20 protein-coding genes are annotated in these 16,480 nt (G+C 39.5%); 2 read left to right on the top strand and 18 right to left on the bottom strand.

Annotation, left to right across the window (positions count from 1 at the left end; translation table 11 throughout):
* Positions 1–79: 79 nt before the first annotated feature.
* The 3 genes from AKK44_RS04505 to AKK44_RS04495 form a co-directional block, all read right to left on the bottom strand.
* Positions 80–616 carry a hypothetical protein gene (locus AKK44_RS04505; RefSeq protein WP_054278698.1) on the bottom strand — a complete coding sequence of 179 codons (537 nt, stop codon included), beginning with the start codon at positions 614–616 and terminating at the stop codon, positions 80–82.
* 61 nt (positions 617–677) lie between these two features.
* Complete coding sequence (locus AKK44_RS04500) at positions 678–1,199, bottom strand: transcription repressor NadR (RefSeq protein WP_054278697.1); 522 nt, start codon at positions 1,197–1,199, stop codon at positions 678–680.
* 83 nt (positions 1,200–1,282) lie between these two features.
* A complete protein-coding gene (locus AKK44_RS04495) occupies positions 1,283–1,978 on the bottom strand; it encodes a phosphoglycerate mutase (protein ID WP_037596007.1) in 696 nt (231 codons plus the stop codon).
* 246 nt (positions 1,979–2,224) lie between these two features.
* Here AKK44_RS04495 and AKK44_RS04490 point away from each other — a divergent pair, with 246 nt between their 5' ends.
* Positions 2,225–3,160: a dihydroorotate oxidase gene (locus AKK44_RS04490; protein ID WP_054278696.1), complete on the top strand. Its 936-nt coding sequence runs from the start codon at positions 2,225–2,227 to the stop codon at positions 3,158–3,160.
* Positions 3,161–3,229: 69 nt separating this feature from the next.
* Here the strand turns inward: AKK44_RS04490 and AKK44_RS09010 are convergent, their stop codons facing one another.
* Together AKK44_RS09010 and AKK44_RS04485 are read right to left on the bottom strand one after the other, a co-directional pair.
* A complete protein-coding gene (locus AKK44_RS09010) occupies positions 3,230–3,397 on the bottom strand; it encodes a hypothetical protein (protein WP_161802565.1) in 168 nt (55 codons plus the stop codon).
* A gap of 69 nt (positions 3,398–3,466) precedes the next feature.
* Positions 3,467–5,317, bottom strand: coding sequence for a heavy metal translocating P-type ATPase (locus AKK44_RS04485; RefSeq protein WP_054278715.1), 1,851 nt, complete (start codon positions 5,315–5,317; stop codon positions 3,467–3,469).
* A 480-nt stretch (positions 5,318–5,797) separates the two neighbouring features.
* On the opposite strand from AKK44_RS04485, the gene AKK44_RS04480 reads away from it, so the two are divergent.
* Positions 5,798–6,160, top strand: coding sequence for a hypothetical protein (locus AKK44_RS04480; protein ID WP_054278695.1), 363 nt, complete (start codon positions 5,798–5,800; stop codon positions 6,158–6,160).
* A gap of 29 nt (positions 6,161–6,189) precedes the next feature.
* Here AKK44_RS04480 and AKK44_RS09160 read toward each other — a convergent pair whose 3' ends face one another.
* The 13 genes from AKK44_RS09160 to AKK44_RS04420 form a co-directional block, all read right to left on the bottom strand.
* Entirely contained in the window at positions 6,190–6,348 is a 159-nt protein-coding gene (locus AKK44_RS09160) for a hypothetical protein (RefSeq protein WP_161802564.1), read from the bottom strand.
* An 80-nt stretch (positions 6,349–6,428) separates the two neighbouring features.
* Positions 6,429–6,704 (bottom strand): HU family DNA-binding protein, encoded by a 276-nt coding sequence (locus tag AKK44_RS04475; RefSeq protein ID WP_037596010.1) that lies wholly within the window; start codon positions 6,702–6,704, stop codon positions 6,429–6,431.
* A 98-nt stretch (positions 6,705–6,802) separates the two neighbouring features.
* Positions 6,803–7,390, bottom strand: coding sequence for a YpmS family protein (locus tag AKK44_RS04470; RefSeq protein ID WP_037596011.1), 588 nt, complete (start codon positions 7,388–7,390; stop codon positions 6,803–6,805).
* Positions 7,368–8,210, bottom strand: a complete 843-nt coding sequence (locus AKK44_RS04465; protein WP_054278694.1) for an SGNH/GDSL hydrolase family protein — start codon at positions 8,208–8,210, stop codon at positions 7,368–7,370. Before AKK44_RS04465 ends, AKK44_RS04470 begins: the two co-directional genes overlap by 23 nt.
* Positions 8,203–9,042, bottom strand: a complete 840-nt coding sequence (locus tag AKK44_RS04460) for a DegV family protein (RefSeq protein ID WP_054278693.1) — start codon at positions 9,040–9,042, stop codon at positions 8,203–8,205. Before AKK44_RS04460 ends, AKK44_RS04465 begins: the two co-directional genes overlap by 8 nt.
* 138 nt (positions 9,043–9,180) lie before the next feature.
* A complete protein-coding gene (locus tag AKK44_RS04455; protein WP_054278692.1) occupies positions 9,181–10,008 on the bottom strand; it encodes an LPXTG cell wall anchor domain-containing protein in 828 nt (275 codons plus the stop codon).
* A gap of 75 nt (positions 10,009–10,083) precedes the next feature.
* A complete protein-coding gene (recN, locus tag AKK44_RS04450; RefSeq protein ID WP_054278691.1) occupies positions 10,084–11,745 on the bottom strand; it encodes a DNA repair protein RecN in 1,662 nt (553 codons plus the stop codon).
* An 18-nt stretch (positions 11,746–11,763) separates the two neighbouring features.
* Entirely contained in the window at positions 11,764–12,234 is a 471-nt protein-coding gene (locus tag AKK44_RS04445; protein ID WP_037596017.1) for an arginine repressor, read from the bottom strand.
* A complete protein-coding gene (locus tag AKK44_RS04440) occupies positions 12,221–13,048 on the bottom strand; it encodes a TlyA family RNA methyltransferase (protein ID WP_054278690.1) in 828 nt (275 codons plus the stop codon). The genes AKK44_RS04445 and AKK44_RS04440 overlap by 14 nt, the downstream gene beginning before the upstream one ends.
* Complete coding sequence (locus tag AKK44_RS04435) at positions 13,041–13,910, bottom strand: polyprenyl synthetase family protein (RefSeq protein WP_054278689.1); 870 nt, start codon at positions 13,908–13,910, stop codon at positions 13,041–13,043. Before AKK44_RS04435 ends, AKK44_RS04440 begins: the two co-directional genes overlap by 8 nt.
* Entirely contained in the window at positions 13,910–14,125 is a 216-nt protein-coding gene (locus tag AKK44_RS04430; RefSeq protein ID WP_037596023.1) for an exodeoxyribonuclease VII small subunit, read from the bottom strand. The genes AKK44_RS04435 and AKK44_RS04430 overlap by 1 nt, the downstream gene beginning before the upstream one ends.
* Positions 14,115–15,443: an exodeoxyribonuclease VII large subunit gene (gene xseA / locus AKK44_RS04425; protein WP_054278714.1), complete on the bottom strand. Its 1,329-nt coding sequence runs from the start codon at positions 15,441–15,443 to the stop codon at positions 14,115–14,117. Before xseA ends, AKK44_RS04430 begins: the two co-directional genes overlap by 11 nt.
* A gap of 163 nt (positions 15,444–15,606) precedes the next feature.
* Entirely contained in the window at positions 15,607–16,467 is an 861-nt protein-coding gene (locus tag AKK44_RS04420) for a bifunctional methylenetetrahydrofolate dehydrogenase/methenyltetrahydrofolate cyclohydrolase (protein ID WP_054278688.1), read from the bottom strand.
* Between the last annotated feature and the right edge of the window lie 13 nt (positions 16,468–16,480).

The raw sequence follows: 16,480 nt of genomic DNA, 5'->3' as shown, positions 1-16,480 counted from the left end.
AATTTTTAGAAAAAATGCAAGCCCTTTCACTAAGAAAGAGCTGATTTTTTTATTCTATTTTACGAAGTAACAAAGAGTCTTAAAGCAAGGATAGCCCTAGTCTTTTTCTAAGAAAACGCCAAATGAGTACAGCCAAGTAAAAATCCAATATCCCATGTACCAAGGAGCCTGCGCCAATAAGTCCTAACATAGTCCAAAAATAAGAAGGATCACTTGCAGTAGAGGCTGTCAAAGCATAAACAACGATGAATTCAGCCAAGCCATGAATGGCATTAATAGCTACTGCAAAAATCATCGTTTTCACGGGATAATCTAGTAAATTGGGATTCTTTTTTATCACAATTGCAGCAACAACCGCAAAAATCAAATGAGACAAGGCCCTTAAAACAATGATAATCGGAAAACCTGCCATCAAAAAGCCAATACTAGCTCCCAAGCTAACTAAAATAGCGATAGGTACTGAGATAAAGGTCGCTAAAAACAAAGGCAAATGGCTAGCTAATGTGAAAGAGGCGGGTCCAATGATGATTTTTAAAGGCATCATGATAGGAATTAAGATGGCAAAAGCCACCAAAATAGAGGAATAAGCAACGAGGCGTGCGGGTCTTTTGTTCATAATATCTCCTTTAAGAAGTATTATAAACTGTTTACAGACCTGTGTCAAGACACCTGTCACATCATTCTTGTTGGTATAAAATGCCTGCCTTATCTAAATCTTCTTTGATACGTGCAAAGACCTCTTGACTAGGGCATGAGATCAAATGCGTGTGTATCCCTTCTGTTAATGACGATAACAATTCAGCTTCCGAGCGATTTAATTTGGTAATAAAATTGGTAACATCTGCCTGATTTTTGATATTTAAGGGAGCCGTAATCATGCCATAAATCGGATGCTCTACCTCAACATTGACGATGATGCCATCGTGAGCCAAAATAATATGTAACTCTTGCTCTGTTTTATCAAGACCATGCTGGCAAGCGATTCGAGCAGAATAATGATGGCTAAAAAGAGCCTTTGACATCACATAGCCCTTAGGAGTTGAAATAATGTCTAACTGTTGAGCTCTTAATAGCGCAATATCCCCAACAATCACCTGACGGCTAACACCAAATAGACCGGCCAAATAGCTTGCTGATAACGGGTGGTGAGATTGATTTAACGTTTCTATAATCTGCTGTCGACGTTTTGGTGCTTTCATAGTTATTCCTTTTTATGTTTTCTTCTTATCATATCATATTTTTTCAAAAAGAAAAAAACCAAGCCTCAGCTTGGTTTTGATGATTACTCACCACCGAGGTAGTACTCAGCAGTAAGGTTTAATTTTTCGTCAAATTCAAAAACAAGTGGTGGGAAGTTTGGAATTTCAACATCCATAATCTCATCATCGTTTAATTGTTTGATGTGTTTTACAAGTGCACGGATTGAGTTACCGTGAGCACCAACGAAAACATTTTTACCGTCAACCAAGGCTGGTGCAATTTTATCTTCCCAGAAAGGAAGAGCACGCTCTAAGGTTACTTTTAAGTTTTCTGCATCTGGAATAACTGAGTTATCCAAATGTGAGTAACGACGATCTGTATGTGCTGAATGCTCATCATCTTTAGCCATATCTGGAGGCAAAACATCGTACGAACGACGCCAGATATGTACTTGCTCATCACCAAATTGCTCAGCAGCTTCAGCTTTGTTTTTACCAGTCAAACCGCCATAGTGACGTTCGTTTAAGCGCCAAGATTTTTCAAGAGGTACCCAAAGTTGATCAGAGTGCTCAAGTGCTAGGTTTGTTGTTTTGATAGCACGTTTAAGCACTGATGTGAAAGCAAGGTCAAATGTAATTCCTGCTTCTTTGATTAATTTACCTGCATCAATTGCTTGTTGCGTTCCTTTTTCTGACAAATCAACATCAGCCCAACCAGTGAAGAGGTTAGCTTTATTCCATTCTGACTCACCGTGGCGAGCGAAAACCAATTTTACCATTAGTTAATATCTCCTTTTAATTTAAAGGCTTCTACCTTTTTACAACTTCTATTTTACAAAAAATAGGGTGAAAAAGCTAGTCAATTCCTTTCTAATTTGAAAATCATTTTGTTAATATCATGAAAAACATGGAAATCATTGAATGTTCGGAAACTATTTCTTTCTTTTGCACCATACAATAATCACTTGCTATTCTTTAAGCCAAGTGATAGAATAGAAAAAATTTGTCTACATTTGGAGGAAAACATGGTTTCTACTGCTACACGAATTGCTCACTTTGACTTTGATAACTGCTTGATGAATGCTGCTGGGGTCTATTGCATGACAAAAGAAGAACTGCTTGCTATTGAGCAGTCTCAAGCAGGATCTTTCGTCACCAAAACAGGCACACTAGAGGATCGGCAGGGTAATCCTGAACCACGCTATGTTGACACGCCACTAGGATCCATCAATTCGATGGGACTGCCTAACAAAGGCTACCAGTACTATTTAGATATTGTCACAGAGTTAGAGCGTACCAAAACTCACAAACATCATTTTTTATCTGTTGTTGGCATGTCTCCTGCAGAAACTGAAACCATTTTAAAAGCCATTCATAACTCTGATTACCAAGGGTTGGTTGAACTTAATCTATCCTGTCCAAATGTTCCGGGCAAACCACAAATCGCTTATGACTTTGAAGCAACTGATGCCATCTTAGAAAGTGTGTTTTCTTATTACACCAAGCCTTTAGGAATCAAGTTACCTCCTTATTTTGATATTGTCCATTTTGACCAAGCAGCAGCTATTTTTAACAAGTATCCTCTAGCATTTGTCAACTGCATCAATTCTGTTGGGAACGGCCTTGTGATTACAGATGAGCACGTGGTCATCAAACCAAAAAATGGCTTTGGAGGAATTGGTGGAGACTATATCAAACCAACCGCCCTAGCTAATGTCCATGCCTTTTACCAACGCCTTAATCCTACTATTCAAATTATTGGAACAGGTGGCGTCAAAACTGGTCGCGATGCTTTTGAACATATCCTCTGCGGAGCCAGTATGGTACAAATTGGCACAGCCTTGCATCAAGAAGGTCCAGAGCTCTTTAGCAGAGTAACTGCTGAACTCAAAGCAATTATGACAGCTAAGGGCTATGATAGCATTGAAGATTTCAGAGGGCGTTTAAACTACCTCGATTAACAATAAAGAACCACTAGCTAAGCTAGTGGTTCTTTTGATGATAGTTGCTCGGATTAGATTTCTATTGACTTAGCCATTAGAGTCTTGGCTATTTTTGATGTCATCTCTGGCTGATAGTCGTCTTTTATACCTACTGACGGCTCTGGAGGTGGCTGATAAGTATTGATAATAATAGATAAAAATACCTATTTTAATAAGCGAAAACACAATAATACTCAAAATAATAAGGTTTGCCATAAGCCTACTTTCTTTTTGCAATCTTGACTACTATTATAGTTACTTTTGCTTATTCCGGCAAGTCTTAGCTTATTTAAACGATAATAGGCGCAAGCCATTTAAAATAACTAAAATCGTCGACCCTTCATGCCCTACCACTCCCAATGGAAGATTGACCACCTGAAACACATTGGCCAAGATAAGGAGACTAATTACCGAAAGGGCAAAAATAATATTTTGTTTGACAATTTTTTTCATCTGTTGTGATAACCTAATCGAAAAAGGAATCCGAGTAAGGTCATCCATAATGATGCTATCTGCGCTTTCAATAGCGATATCTGTTCCCGTTCCAATCGCATAGGAAACATCTGCTTGTGCTAAAGCTGGCGCGTCATTGATGCCATCACCAACCATAGCAACACAGCCATATTTGTTCTTCATCTCAAAAATCGTTTGCGCTTTATCATGAGGCATACAGTTAGCTACAACATCATCAATCCCTAGCTGATCAGCGACATAGCGGGCTGTTCTGTATTGGTCGCCCGTCAGCATGACTGTTGCAATTCCCATCTCTTTTAATTCTTGGATGGCTTGTTTTGATTCTTCTTTAATCGCATCAAATAAAATGTAGTAAGCTGCTAGTTGCTGGCCGCAAGAGACAAAAATAAGGGTCTTTCCTTGATTTTCTTCTTGTTGAATACGGGATTCAAACTGAGATATTTCTCCGACGCTTTCTAAAATAAATGATTTTTTCCCAATGCGCCACTCTTGACCATCATAGTCAAAACGAAAGCCTTTCCCTGCTATCTCCTCTAGGTTCTCAAGTTCTCTATAAGTTCCTTGAGTAAAATCCAATAAGGCTTGCGAGATTGGATGGCTGCTGGTTGTTTCAGCTGAATAGACAAGATCATCTGTCAATTCTTTAGCCAAAAGATAATGCGCATCAATCACCGATGGTTTCCCCTGTGTCAAAGTACCTGTTTTATCCATGATAACCGCTTTGACATCTCCCATCTTATCAACAATGTCACCGCCTTTGATAATCAGACCTTGACGAGCTGCCCGAGAGATAGCTGATAGACTAGCTGGTGTGGAGCTTGCAATCAACGCACATGGCGAAGCTACCGTTAAAAGAATCATACCTCGGTAAAAAGCATCTAACCAAGTCCAACCAAGTATTAAATGGCAAAATATGATAAAACTAGGCACTAAAAGTAAAACAAAGATAACATACTTATCTTCTAAATTTTCAATAAAAGTCGCTGTCTTGCTTTTCTGCCCTTGTGCTGTTTCAACCAAATTAACAATCTTTGAAAACAATGTGTCTTCATTTTCAACAGTCACAAGCATTTCAATGGTTTGACCTTGGTTAATGGTCCCACCGATAAGATCCTGATTTTTTTCTTTGTCTACAATCATGGATTCGCCAGTTACCATCGATTCGTCAAATTGGCCAAATACACTAAGCAATTGACCATCAATAGGAACAGCTTCTCCTTTTCGCACTTGAACACGGTCTCCCACACTAAGCTCTTTGGTAAAAACTTCTCGTATTGAACCATCTGGAGTAATCTTACGTGCCGTATCAGGTGTCAATGTCATCAATGCAGAAATAGCATCCTTGCTTTTTTCCATAGCCATCTCTTCAAGAGTGTTTGACATCGAAAAAATGAAAATGAGCAGGGCACCTTCTAGCCAATAGCCAATCACTCCAGCACCGATAGCTGCTAAAATCATCAGGATATCTACTGACAAATGCTTATTGTAAACAAGATCCAGCACACCTTCTTTAGCAGAGGCAAATCCCCCTATCACAAAAGCTAGGATAAAGACCACCGATGCTAGCTGTGGCATCACCGACATCAATAATATCCCTATAGCAATCAGCACCAAACACGCCATCGTTTCAACTACGTGCCTGTATTTTTTTAACCATTCCATTAAATTCATATTCTGCTTCACCTTCCCGATACGTTCATTCTTCATGATTTAATTATAATAATTCTAAATAAAAAGTCAAGTATTTGGAATTATTCTAAATAAAATACCAGTTAAGTTAATTCTTACTTCCTTATCTCCTGAAACTAGAAATAAGCGATTCTAGTTATTTGGCGTCAACAGAAGCAATTAAATGGCAACGGAGAAATGTTTTATCGATTACTAGCAAAGAATCCTGGCTCCTAATCATAGTAGCCAAAAATCGCCTGCTACTTTGTGGAATATCTGTTACTTTTAAATGATTCTTTGTAGATTTTGTACCTTGCAGAATTTTTTTGTTATTTAATTTTAATTAAATCATATTTTTGTTAATTTTATTAATAAAGAACTTGTTTTTTTGTGTAAAAAAGATTAAAATATTTTTGTGGTAGCGATACTGCCACAAAATAATGCTACATATAACCGAAAACGGAGGATATCTATATGATACAACTTTGCAAGAAACTTGCGATTTCTACTATGGCAGCTTTGGCTTTAGCTGGAGCTAGTTTGACAGTTTCAACTCAAATGGTCAAAGCTGATGGATATGATTTTACTGAGTTCGAAACAGAATTTTTAAATCATCGTGCAAAACCAGGCTATCAAGAATTATTAAGGTTCTTAGAAAACATTGGTGTTGACGAAGAGACTGCCGAATTTTATTTAGATTTTAATCTGAATATGGACTTCACTAAAACTTTAGAAGAATATAAAACCCAATCAATCGATGAATTGAAAACAAAAGTAGATGCAGAAGTAGATCGTATTTTTGAAGAGGCTGCTCCAATTCCAGTTATCGGAGAGTAGTTGATATTGCTTAAGTAAGAAAAAACCGCTCAGAAAGTAAGCTGAGCGGTTTTTTCTTGTTTGACATCTCTTGTATTGTGTACAGTGTGGGGCATGCTGATGCCAAAACTATCGTACAAATCTATGCCCACATAACGAAGAAAATGAAATCCAATATAGCTGATATCATGGAAAACTACTAATTTCATGCCCCAAATTTGACCCCAAAATAAAAAAAAGCCCAATATCAGGCTAGAAAGCTTGATATAACAGACTTTTTTATATTATATTATTTAACGGCATCTTTAAGAGCTTTACCAGCTTTAAACGCTGGTACTTTTGAAGCTGCAATTTCAATTTCGTCACCAGTTTGTGGGTTGCGACCTTTACGAGCTGCGCGTTCACGAACTTCGAAATTACCAAAACCAATTAATTGTACTTTTTCACCTTCGGCAAGGAAAGCCTCAATTGCAGAAAATACTGCGTCTACCGCCACTGCTGAATCTTTTTTTGTAAGTTCAGTTGCTTCTGCAACTTTTGCGATTAAATCCTGTTTGTTAGCCATTTAACAAATCCTCCAAATAATTAGTAAGCTTTATGCTTCAACAGATAATATCATATCTCAAAAAAGCTTATAGGTCAAGTAATTAACGTTGTTTGAGCCTATTTCTTATAGATGTCAAAGCTGATTTCATCTTTGACTAAATCGATTTTTTTAGCTTTCAAATAGACCTTTGCATCATTTTCTAATTTTTGGACATTAACAATGATTGCTGATTTTTTTGGAACGACGTTAACAAATTTTGGCAATTGGTAGGCAGACTTCAAATATTGTAGCACTTCTTTTTCAGGAAGAGACAGGGTTCCTACCGAAAACGAGGTCACTTGTAATTGGATTGCCCCATTTTCTAAACGGTGTGGCTGGAAGTATATATAGAGCGGAACCTCATAGCCAAGGAGTTTATAGGTGCCTTCAAAAAGGATTGACGAAGACATGATGTGAACCTTGTAGCGCATTTTCTTTGTTTGATAGTCTTTTAAGTAGCTGGCCACGGTTTTATTTAACTGTTCTTTGTTGGTGGTGACTGTTCCTGCCTTAACATTACTTATTTTTTTGTCACTGATAAGCTCCGAATCAGGCTCTCTGACTTGGATTAAGCGACTGCCAATAACCGAGAGAAAGGCTAAGTTAAAGGCTAATAAAATCAAAAAACTCCACTTCCACCAGTTAAGGTTTGATTTCTTTTTCATGTTTTTTTATCTTCTCCATTATTGCATCTGACATAATTTGATATCCCGTATTGTTCGGATGAAAATGATCACCTGAAAACAGTGCATCGTTGACGATTGTGGTTTGTTCACCTGAAGATTGCACAATACCTTCTTGACCATCTATTCCTTTGTATAACAATTCATTGATTGGCACAAAATAAACATGACTATATTCTGCAATGACTTCTTGTGTTTTTTCGTTCCAATCATCGATGACATCTTGCATTTTCGTCAATTCAGGAAAATTGAGGTAAAAAGGATTGTAAATACCGACAACGAAAATAGGGAGTTTTTTATTGTCTTTTCTGGCTAAATCAAGTATCTTCCGCAAACGTTCTTGGTATTTTTGAGACGGCTTTTTAAAGCTAGATACCTGTAAGTCAGAGAAATGTTTGCGAATAACGCCCAAAACATCATTTCCGCCAACGGTTAAGGTCAGCAAATCAGCTTGTTTCAAATCCTCTTGAATGTCTTTTTCCTTGGTCATGCGAGTCAAGATTTGTTGGCTAGTATTTCCTGAGACGCCGTAATTAGCATTAGTGATTTCAGTCCCAAGAAAATCCCCCAAATCACTAGATAATAAGGGAACAAAGCCTCCTTGATTAGTCAGATCTCCCACTCCTTCAGTTAGAGAGTCACCAATGGCAACATAATGGAAATCGACCGTCTCACTCTTTAAAAAGTCGCGTTTTGTCAACTGTGAGTCTGATTTGGGGATGAGAACGTTTAAAACCACTAAAAAGAACGCTAAGGTTAAAAGAAAGAAGAAAAAACTTCCAAAAAACTTACGCTTATTCATATCTTACCATTACCGCAAAGGCACCCTCACCTGTATGTGTTTGAATAATTGATCCTGTTTCCAAAACAGTAATCTCTCCTTTGAAAACCGTTGCTATCTTTTCTTTCAGCGTGTTGGCAAATTCATTGCTTCCGGCATAAGAAATGCTTAGCTCAGCAATAGAACGATTTTGATTAGCTGCTAAATACGAATCTAACCATTTTAAAAAGGTTTTATTGCCACGCCCCTTAACCAAGGTTTTTAGAGCATCATTTTTCAATTCCATAACCACGCGCACATTTAAAAGTGAACTGATAACGCCGGTCACTCGTCCAATACGACCACCCTTAACCAGGTTTTCTAGCGTAGACACACCTATATAAAGCTCCGTCTTTTCTTTGATTGCTTTTATGGCTACAAGAATTTCCTCAACACTGTTGCCTGCTTGGGCCATTTTGGCCGCCTGAATGACCTGAAACGCCATAGCTTGATCTGTAAATCCAGAATCAAGTACTGTAACAGGCGCACTAGCAAGCTCTGCTCCTTGGCGTGATGCCTCGATGGTTCCAGATAAGGTCGGTGAGATGTGAATCGCAATAATGTCTGTAGCACCTTGCTGGACTAATTTTTCATAAACATCGGCAAAAAGGCCAACTGGCGGTTGACTGGTTTTTGGCAGTGTTTTACTAGCTTTCATCAACTGCAAAAACTGACCTTCTTCTTTTAAATCGTTATCAGAATAGAGCTTACTATCAATCATGACAGAAAGTGGTACAACCGTGATATTCAATTCCTTAAGCAAGTCTGGTGCAATTGTGATTGATGAATCTGTAACAATGTTAATAGTTCCCATTTATATTTTCCATTCTAATCTAATTTGTCATCTCTTTATTTTATCACTGATTGGCAAATAAATCAAAAGCCGATAAGTGATATCAAATAGCTTTTTGACTGTTTTAAGGACATTATAAAAAAAACCAAGATGCTTATCTCAGTTTTTTCTTAATTTTTTCGTAGCCATCAAAACAGCTGACATCATCATCAAACTACCAATAAGTTGAGGAAGTACTGATGAACGCTCTCCTGTTTTAGGTAATTGATTTTTGACGATACTGATTTTACGGTTTAAGGGAATAGAATCCTCCGCCCCCTGGCCATTGATATACGAGATGATCCGCCCTAATTCATCTAAAATCGCAACCGGTTTATTGGCTACTTTTTCTTTCGGTTTTTCTAGTTTCTTCTCACTTGAATCAAGACTAGGCTCAGCTAAGAGTTTTCCAATCGCATGCATTTGCAAAGGCAATTCTGATTTTTGAGCTGTCAGATCCAATAAGGTGTTTGTGACACTTCCTAAGGCTTCCCATGTTTTGATGAGATGAGCTGAAAGAGAGTCCTCATCAGGTGCTATTTTAGCCATTCGCCATTGACGTGGTTCAAAGTCAGGAGATTCCTCTGGAATGGCTTGATCCTGATTTTCATTAACATCTGGTAACTCTTCACTAGAAAGAGAGTGCTCTTCTTGTTCTAGAATTGGTTCACTGTCAAAATAATCAATCGATTCTAATGACTCATTGGATGTGGCATCATTAAAAAGTTCTGTTGTTTGCTCTGAATAGCCAGCCTTTTGAGAGCTGTCAGTCCCGTCATCAACTGCCATAGACAAGGTAGGGAATTGTTTGTTGCCTGCCTCATAGGCACGCGCGTCCTCTGTAGCCTCTTCAAAACGCGACATCTGGTCAGCCATGACTGTCCAAGAGCTACAACATAAAGTCGCAACTGCTATAAAACTTGATAGATATATCTTTTTCTTAGACATTTTGCCTCCTTGTTTGACGTTTTCTTACTATTCTACTATTTGTCGTCAGTTTGTCAACTAGTCTTACGATCATGGTTATCTTTTTTTTAGCAGTGCTCTAGCCTGTGTTTTGGCTGCATCAGTAACATCTGCCCCCGCAATCATTTTAGCAATTTCCTCAACGCGTTCTTGATCAGTTAATAATCGCGCTTTAGATACTGTCGACTCTTGTTTGCTTTCTTTTGAAATAAAGTATTGATAATCTGCAATGGCGATGACTTGAGGCAGATGTGAGATAGCCAATACTTGACCATGTTGCCCAATTTTATAAATTTTTTGCGCGATAGCCTGTGCTACCCTTCCTGACACACCTGTATCTACCTCATCAAACACAATACTGGTTCGGTCTTCTTTTTTAGAAATAGCTGCTTTTATCGCAAGCATTAGCCGAGAAAGCTCTCCTCCAGAAGCAACCTTTACCAACGGTTTAAAACCTTCTCCTGGATTAGTAGAAATGTAAAAAGCAATGGTCTCATTTCCTTCTCGGTTAAACTTAGAAGGGGTAAATCGGACTTGGAAATCCGCTTTTTCCATGTAAAGGTCCTTGAGCTCTGATTTGATGTCTTCTTCTAACTGCAGAGCTAGTTGGTGACGTTGATTGCTCAAGTCCTGTGCTGATGTAATCAGCTCTTTTTCCAAGGCTCTCAATTCAATTTCTAACTCGCCAGAAGACCGGTCATCTCCTGTTAGTAGTTGGTATTCCTTGACACTGTTGTCATAATAGTCCAAAATATCATCGACATTGCCACCATACTTTCTGGTCAAACTATTAATCACATCAAGTCGCCACTCAATTTCTTGTAACCTGGCTGCGTCAAAGTCGAGGCGATCAATAGTATCTGAGAGTTGCTTGGTCACTTCTTCTAACACATAATAGGCTTCTGAAAGATTTGTCGAAAGGAGTTTGTATTTAGGATCAAATGCTTCAATAGCCATCAGGTCACTCATGCTAGAGCGGATATTTGATAAACTTGAAAATTCCTCATTGTCTAGCATCACATAGGCATTTGTGAGGGTATCTGCAATGGTTTTATGATTTAGCAGACGCTCTCTTTCTTGATTGAGTGTCTGATCTTCACCTCTGACCAGATTAGCTGCTTCAATTTCTGCCAGCTGAAAGGCCAACATCTCAATCCTAGCCTTATGCTCTTTTTCGCTTTCTTGTTTTTCAAGCACTTGTTTGCGAAGGGTTTTATAGGCCTCAAAAACCTGTTGGTAAGATAACTTGGTATCGACAAACTGATCATCTCCAAATGCATCTAAGATGACTTGATGCAGATGAGGTTTCATGAGTTCTTCTTGGTCGTGTTGCCCGTGAATATCCACTAAAAACTGCCCAATTTGTCGTAAGGTTGTCAGGTTAACCATTTGTCCATTAATCCGACTGACACTTCTTCCATTGGCAAAGATTTCACGGCGAATAATCAACTCTTCGTCGACACTAATGCCTGACTCTTCTAAAATTTCTTTTAATGTCGGGTTACTATTAATGGAAAAAAAAGCTTCTATTTCGGCTTTTGTGGCGCCATGACGTACAACATCCAAACTAGCACGCGCCCCTAGCATCATGTTCATGGCATCAATAATAATGGATTTCCCAGCACCAGTTTCTCCAGTGAGAACTGTCATCCCATTTTCAAAATTAAGGAAGATTTCTTCTATAATGGCAAAATTTTTAATCGAAATTTCTAGTAACATCGTCTCATCCTTGTCTTCCTAAGCGGGACCTTGCATCCATAGCGAGACTTCTTGGCGAATCAAATCGGCATCTGCTTCTGATTTGGCAACGAGTAATAAGCTATCGTCATCGGCAATCAAGCTAAAAATACGATCAGAAAAGTCCGTTAACAAATAACGCTTGATGAGTTTGCTATTTCCTGGAACGACATTGAGGTGGATGTATTGCTCTAGCTGGTCTACTTTATCTGATATTTCCAAGATTGTCTTTTTGATGGAAGCTGGTCTTTGGATTACTTTTTTACCGCTATCTTGCGATAAGCCGTAAACATATTTTCCTGTTCCTGATGGGATTTTAACAATGCCTATCTCATTCATATCGCGTGAGATGGTGGCTTGGGTCAATGCTAGCCCATGCTCGTTTAAAAGCTTTAACAAATCGTGCTGAGTCTCAATATCATGAGAGAGCACCATTTTTTTGATTAAATCTAATCGTTCAGTTTTCTTCATGTTTTTCAAATTCCTTATGTGCATTTCTGACAACTTCCTGAATCACTTGCTCCTTGATGAGTTCAGGCTTGCTCGCTTTTTGCAAGTGAGCTAAAAATTCGATATTCCCATGACCACCTTGAATAGGGGAAAAACTAAGTCCTTTAACTGTAAATCCGTAATCCACAGCAAAATGTGTGACCTGTTTAATGACTTTTTCATGCACATGCCAGTCTTTAACAATCCCTTTTTTGCCAATTTGCTCGCGACCTGCTTCAAATTGTGGCTTGATAAGGGCAATGACTTGACCGTTATCACTCAAAACACTATGCAAAGCAGGTAAAATCAGACTCAGTGAAATAAATGACACGTCAATGCTAGCAAAGGTTGCCTGTCCCTCTGTAAAATCCTCTGGTTTGGCGTAGCGAAAATTATACTGCTCCATGCTTTGAACGCGTGGGTCTTGTCGTAATTTCCATACCAACTGATTGGTCCCGACGTCAACGGCATAAACCAACTGAGCGCCTGACTGCAGCATCACGTCTGTAAACCCTCCTGTTGAGGCTCCAATGTCCAAACAAACCTTATCTGCTACAGATACCTGAAATGTTTCTAAAGCTTTTTCAAGCTTCAAGCCTCCACGACTGACGTATTTGAGTTTTTCACCTTTTAATTTCAATTCGGTGCTGTCATCAATTTTTTCTCCTGGTTTATCGTAACGTTCTCCATTGATGACAGAAATTACTAGTCCTGCCATCACTCCGCGTTTAGCTTGTTCTCGTGTATCAAATAGCCCTTGTTTGTAAGCTAACACGTCTACTCTTTCTTTAGGCATTCAATCGCAACCCTTCTATTAATGTCATAATGGCTTGAGGGTTAACCCCTTCTTGTTCGTGTAGCCTTTGAAAAATCGCTTGCGCCTCATCTAACGACTCGTTAAGGAGCTGATATGAGCGCTCTAGCCCAAGTAAGCTTGGATAGGTTGCTTTTTCGGCAATCAGGTCTTTCTGAGGCGTTTTGCCAAGAGCTTCAAAGGACTCGGTCACATCTAGCACGTCGTCTCTGATTTGAAAGGCTAGTCCAATGACCTCACCAGCTCTAGTTAGGTCTGCTGTCGTATCATCACCAAGCTCAGCAATAATTGCCGTTGCGACAAAAGGAAAAGTTAGCAAGGCTCCTGTCTTGTGACGATGAATTGTTGCCAACTCATCAAGCGTGAGTTGCTTGGTCTCTCCTTTCATATCTAGCATCTGTCCAGCGACCATACCGTATGTCCCTGAACAACAAGATAACTGCTGAATAAGAAAGAGTGCTACTTTAGGAGGAAGCCCTGCTTGTGCAATGAGGCCAAATGGGTCTAAAAAGAGACTATCTCCAGCTAATATAGCTGTCGCTTCATCAAATTGCTTGTGATTGGTCAGCTGTCCTCTGCGGTAATCATCGTTATCCATGGCTGGTAAATCGTCATGGATCAAGCTCCCAGTGTGAATCATTTCTAAAGCAGCCGCAACACTGTAATGAGCGTCTGTGAGTGCTATCCCAAAAGCTTCTAATAATTCTAGCAGTAATAAGGGACGAATACGCTTGCCTCCTGCATTGATAGAGTACAGAATTGCCTCTATTAAATCTGCAGAAACTGTTTTTTGAGTCTCGTAATAGCGACAAAATGTCGCGTCAAGTTTTGATAATTTATCCATTAGGCATCAATATCGACTTCGGTACCATCAGCTTGCATGACCTTAACCAATGTTTTTTCCGCCGTTTGCAAGGTCTGTTGGAGTTCTTTTGACAACAACATGCCTTTTTGAAATGCTGCGATAGCTTCTTCTAAAGGAATATCGCCATTTTCTAGTTTGCTGACAATAGCTTCTAAATCTTGTAAATTTTCTTCGAATGTTTTTTTAGTTGACATCTTTTACCTCTACTTCTAATTGACCATCACGCATTTTAATGCTAAGCTGATCACCTTTTTTTATGCCTTTAACGGATGCTACTAAACCGTCTGTTTTCTCAACCATGGCATAACCCCGAGCAATAATCCGACTCGTATCCAATGACAACAAAGCACTCTGTGCCTGCTCAAAACGAGCTTTTTGACTATCATAGTGATTGGTCATGGTAGAGCACAGCAAGCGTCTCGCGACAAGCACGCGGTCTTGGTGGCGGTGTAACCTGGCATCTAAATGTGTAGCTAGTAGGCGGTGTCTTGTTTGAGACAGAGCCTCTTTAGCAGTGACTAACTGATCCTTGAGGTGATTGGTCAAGGACAGATTGAGACGATCTATTTTTTGCACATAGGCATCATAGAGTCGCTCTGGTTGTCGAAAAATAACGGATTGGGATAACTTGGTTACCCATTCTTGATTTTGCTTGATACGGCGTGAGCAAGCCTGGTAGGAACGATTTTGCTGCTCAGCAATCCAGGAAATCACATCTGTTTTTGTCACTGGAGTTGCGAGTTCTGCTGCTGCGGTAGGGGTTGCAGCTCGGTGGTCTGCTACAAAGTCTGCTAGAGTCGTGTCTGTCTCATGCCCCACACTTGAAATAATTGGTAAGCGTGATTCAAAAATAGCTTGAACGACAATTTCCTCGTTAAAAGCCCATAAATCTTCAATGGAGCCACCGCCACGTCCAACAATCAATAAATCAAGATCTGACCGTTGATTAGCTTTTTTCAGATTTGCGACAATTTCCTGAGCAGCTCCTTCTCCTTGAACCTTTGTCGGGAATAAGAGAATCTCGACACCTGGGAAACGTCTGGAAATGGTGGTGATAATGTCTCGGATGACCGCACCACTGGGACTCGTTAGAACCCCTACTTTTGTCACAAATTGAGGGAGTGTTTGTTTGTGACGAGCGTCAAAGAAACCTTCATTGGCTAGCTTTTTCTTTAGCTGTTCAAATTGTATGGCTAGTGCCCCAACACCATCTGGCTCAGCTTTTTCCAGAATAATCGAATACGATCCTCCTGGTTCATAGAGTTGAATGCGCCCAACAACGTTGAGTTTCATGCCTTCTTCTAACTCAAAGCCAAGTTTTTTATAAGCACCTGCCCACATCGTCGCTTGGATCACAGCATTCTCATCTTTTAATGAAAAATACTGATGGTTAGGTCTTTTTCTAAAATTTGACACCTGTCCCGTTAGGTAAACCCTCTCGAGGTATGGGTCTCGGTCAAATTTCAGTTTTAAGTATTTGGTTAAATGAGTGACGGATAAATATTCTGTCATCAGCCTGCCTTTCACTTCATCAAGTCCTGTCATTTTGACTTGTATACTAATGCAATTATACCATTTTTCTGCATGAAAGGTGACTATAAACAACAGAAAAAGAAGTCAAAAGAGACTTCTCTTTTCCTATTTAATTGCCCTTCATGTTACTGTTTAATCTGTTTTACAATGAGGTGCTGACACTTCTCAGCGCTGCTTGGTAGGTTTGCTCAAGAAGCATGGTTATTGTCATAGGTCCCACACCCCCAGGTACTGGGGTAATCATGCTGGCAACTTCTGAGACTTCGTCAAACTTTACATCGCCAATTAATTTTCCATTATCATCGCGGTTCATGCCCACATCAATCACGACTGCACCTGGCTTGATAAAATCTTTAGTAACAAAATGACCTTGACCAATGGCTACAATGAGAATATCTGCTTGGCTGCAAATATCAGCCAAATGACGTGTCCGTGAATGAGTTAAGGTCACTGTTGCATTTTTATCAAGTAAGAGCTGCGCCATCGGTTTACCAACGATGTTGGACCTGCCAATAATAACGGCATGCTGACCTTCAAGGTCAACACGGTACTCACGAAACATTTCCATAATGCCTGCAGGTGTGCAAGGTACCATCTGAGAACGTCCTGACCAAAGGTGACCCGTATTCATCGGATGAAAGCCATCCACGTCTTTTTTAGGATCAATGGTTAAAATGATTTTTTTATCATTAATATGATTTGGCAGGGGCAATTGGACCAAAATGCCATGAAAAGCGTCGTCTTGGTTATATTGTTCAATCACCGCAATGAGTTCTTCTTGAGAGATGGATTCTGATAAGCGTACGGTCTGACTGTTAAAGCCAGCTGCCAAAGCAGAACGCTCTTTGTTGCGGACATAGACCTGACTGGCAGGATTATCGCCAACAAGAATCACAACAAGACCTGGAACAAGCCCTTGGTTTTGTTTAAGGGTGCTCACTTTTTCTGCTAACTCTTCTTGCATTTTTTTGGCTAGCGCTTTACCATCTATTAGTTGTACCATAATTGCTCCTTGC

Source organism: Streptococcus phocae (assembly GCF_001302265.1).
GTDB classification, from domain to species: domain Bacteria; phylum Bacillota; class Bacilli; order Lactobacillales; family Streptococcaceae; genus Streptococcus; species Streptococcus phocae.
This window is presented reverse-complemented; position numbering and strand designations above follow the sequence as displayed.

Coding starts and splice junctions, on each gene's coding strand:
- AKK44_RS04465 (WP_054278694.1), bottom strand. CDS start 8,210: ATGAATAAGCGTAAGTTTTTTGGAAGTTTTTTCTTCTTTCTTTTAACC.
- AKK44_RS09160 (WP_161802564.1), bottom strand. CDS start 6,348: ATGAAATTAGTAGTTTTCCATGATATCAGCTATATTGGATTTCATTTT.
- AKK44_RS04440 (WP_054278690.1), bottom strand. CDS start 13,048: ATGCCTAAAGAAAGAGTAGACGTGTTAGCTTACAAACAAGGGCTATTT.
- AKK44_RS04455 (WP_054278692.1), bottom strand. CDS start 10,008: ATGTCTAAGAAAAAGATATATCTATCAAGTTTTATAGCAGTTGCGACT.
- AKK44_RS04495 (WP_037596007.1), bottom strand. CDS start 1,978: ATGGTAAAATTGGTTTTCGCTCGCCACGGTGAGTCAGAATGGAATAAA.
- AKK44_RS04470 (WP_037596011.1), bottom strand. CDS start 7,390: ATGAAAAAGAAATCAAACCTTAACTGGTGGAAGTGGAGTTTTTTGATT.
- AKK44_RS04500 (WP_054278697.1), bottom strand. CDS start 1,199: ATGAAAGCACCAAAACGTCGACAGCAGATTATAGAAACGTTAAATCAA.
- AKK44_RS04480 (WP_054278695.1), top strand. CDS start 5,798: ATGATACAACTTTGCAAGAAACTTGCGATTTCTACTATGGCAGCTTTG.
- recN (WP_054278691.1), bottom strand. CDS start 11,745: ATGTTACTAGAAATTTCGATTAAAAATTTTGCCATTATAGAAGAAATC.
- AKK44_RS04445 (WP_037596017.1), bottom strand. CDS start 12,234: ATGAAGAAAACTGAACGATTAGATTTAATCAAAAAAATGGTGCTCTCT.
- AKK44_RS04460 (WP_054278693.1), bottom strand. CDS start 9,042: ATGGGAACTATTAACATTGTTACAGATTCATCAATCACAATTGCACCA.
- xseA (WP_054278714.1), bottom strand. CDS start 15,443: ATGACAGAATATTTATCCGTCACTCATTTAACCAAATACTTAAAACTG.
- AKK44_RS04430 (WP_037596023.1), bottom strand. CDS start 14,125: ATGTCAACTAAAAAAACATTCGAAGAAAATTTACAAGATTTAGAAGCT.
- AKK44_RS04475 (WP_037596010.1), bottom strand. CDS start 6,704: ATGGCTAACAAACAGGATTTAATCGCAAAAGTTGCAGAAGCAACTGAA.
- AKK44_RS04420 (WP_054278688.1), bottom strand. CDS start 16,467: ATGGTACAACTAATAGATGGTAAAGCGCTAGCCAAAAAAATGCAAGAA.
- AKK44_RS09010 (WP_161802565.1), bottom strand. CDS start 3,397: ATGGCAAACCTTATTATTTTGAGTATTATTGTGTTTTCGCTTATTAAA.
- AKK44_RS04435 (WP_054278689.1), bottom strand. CDS start 13,910: ATGGATAAATTATCAAAACTTGACGCGACATTTTGTCGCTATTACGAG.
- AKK44_RS04505 (WP_054278698.1), bottom strand. CDS start 616: ATGAACAAAAGACCCGCACGCCTCGTTGCTTATTCCTCTATTTTGGTG.
- AKK44_RS04490 (WP_054278696.1), top strand. CDS start 2,225: ATGGTTTCTACTGCTACACGAATTGCTCACTTTGACTTTGATAACTGC.
- AKK44_RS04485 (WP_054278715.1), bottom strand. CDS start 5,317: ATGGAATGGTTAAAAAAATACAGGCACGTAGTTGAAACGATGGCGTGT.